This window comes from Acinetobacter sp. NS-4 (genome assembly GCF_037402435.1).
Lineage (GTDB): Bacteria > Pseudomonadota > Gammaproteobacteria > Pseudomonadales > Moraxellaceae > Acinetobacter.
The window spans coordinates 1-1072 of the sequence record NZ_JBBEUE010000045.1 but is presented as its reverse complement, the minus strand read 5'-3'; the positions used below and the strand labels follow the sequence as shown (position 1 = coordinate 1072).

Here is a 1072-nt window from a genome sequence, read left to right as displayed (position 1 = left end):
AGAATTGTAGGCGAGGCAACTTATCTCATTGCTGACAAGGGGTATGATGCTGAGCACATTAGAACATGTGCCAAGAACAAGAATATGATCCCTATTATTTCATTGAGATCAAACAGTAATAGATCGAATAAGGAATTTGATAAATATCTATATAAATTAAGACATTTAGTTGAAAATGCTTTTGCGAGATTAAAACATTTCCGTGCTATTGTAACTCGATTCGATAAACTGGCACGCAATTATAAATCTATGATCCGTATAGCCTGCATATTTATTTGGTGCAAAGCCAAATGAGAACACGCCCTAATAACAATTTTAACTTTGGGTATCACTGGTGGTCTTTATGTATTTTTTTCTTTGAGTCTAAAAAAAAATTCTACGTAATTTAAAAATACAAAGTGCTTTGTTCAAAGGATTATCTCTAATGATGTGTATCTTAGCTTTAAGCATGATATGCAGAGAGTTCTCACCCATTTAATATAATGGCTGCTATGCAGGATAATGATTTAATAGTTATACTTTTTTCCATTAAAAATGTCCAAACATCTTTATAAATATAGGCAAAATATGATTCAGGGTAGTTGTTGTTGTGGTGCTGTTAAATTTGAATTGAATACTGTTCCTGACATGATGGGAACTTGCCATTGTTCACGTTGTCGTAAGCTCGGATCGAGTACGATTCTTTTTGTAAAAAAAGAATCCTTTAATTTGCTTCAAGGTAAAGAGTTTATACAAACATATAAGCCTGAACCGCCATTTAGCTATGTACGAACGTTCTGTAAAAAGTGCGGAACTGCTTTGGGTGAAATCGGTTCAGAGAGTGCATCTTTTCCAATACCAGTTAATTGTTTAGACGATGATCCCGTCTTAAGAAATCAGTTCCATGTTTTTGTTTCATCGAAGCCAGCTTGGTATGAAATAGAGGATGCTGCACCTCAATATCAGGAAAATCCAAACTAATTGATCATTAGAATAACATCAAAAAAAAGCCCAAGATTAACGCTTCTTTAAAAGATGAAAATTCAACTAATCACTGTCCATTTAACATAATGTAGATTATACGAAATGAAAA

At 33.3% G+C, this 1072-nt stretch carries 2 protein-coding genes; both read left to right on the top strand.

Annotated elements, in window-relative coordinates; all coding sequences use genetic code 11:
- On the top strand, positions 1 to 294 hold a 294-nt coding region (locus tag WAE57_RS15770; protein ID WP_337711301.1), incomplete at its 5' end, for a transposase.
- A gap of 273 nt (positions 295 to 567) precedes the next feature.
- On the top strand, positions 568 to 960 hold the full coding sequence (locus WAE57_RS15765) for a GFA family protein (RefSeq protein WP_337711300.1): 393 nt from the start codon (positions 568 to 570) through the stop codon (positions 958 to 960).
- Positions 961 to 1072 lie beyond the last annotated feature (112 nt).

Excerpts from the sequence above, each read along its gene's own strand:
- WAE57_RS15765 (WP_337711300.1), top strand. The coding sequence starts at position 568 with ATGATTCAGGGTAGTTGTTGTTGTGGTGCTGTTAAATTTGAATTGAAT.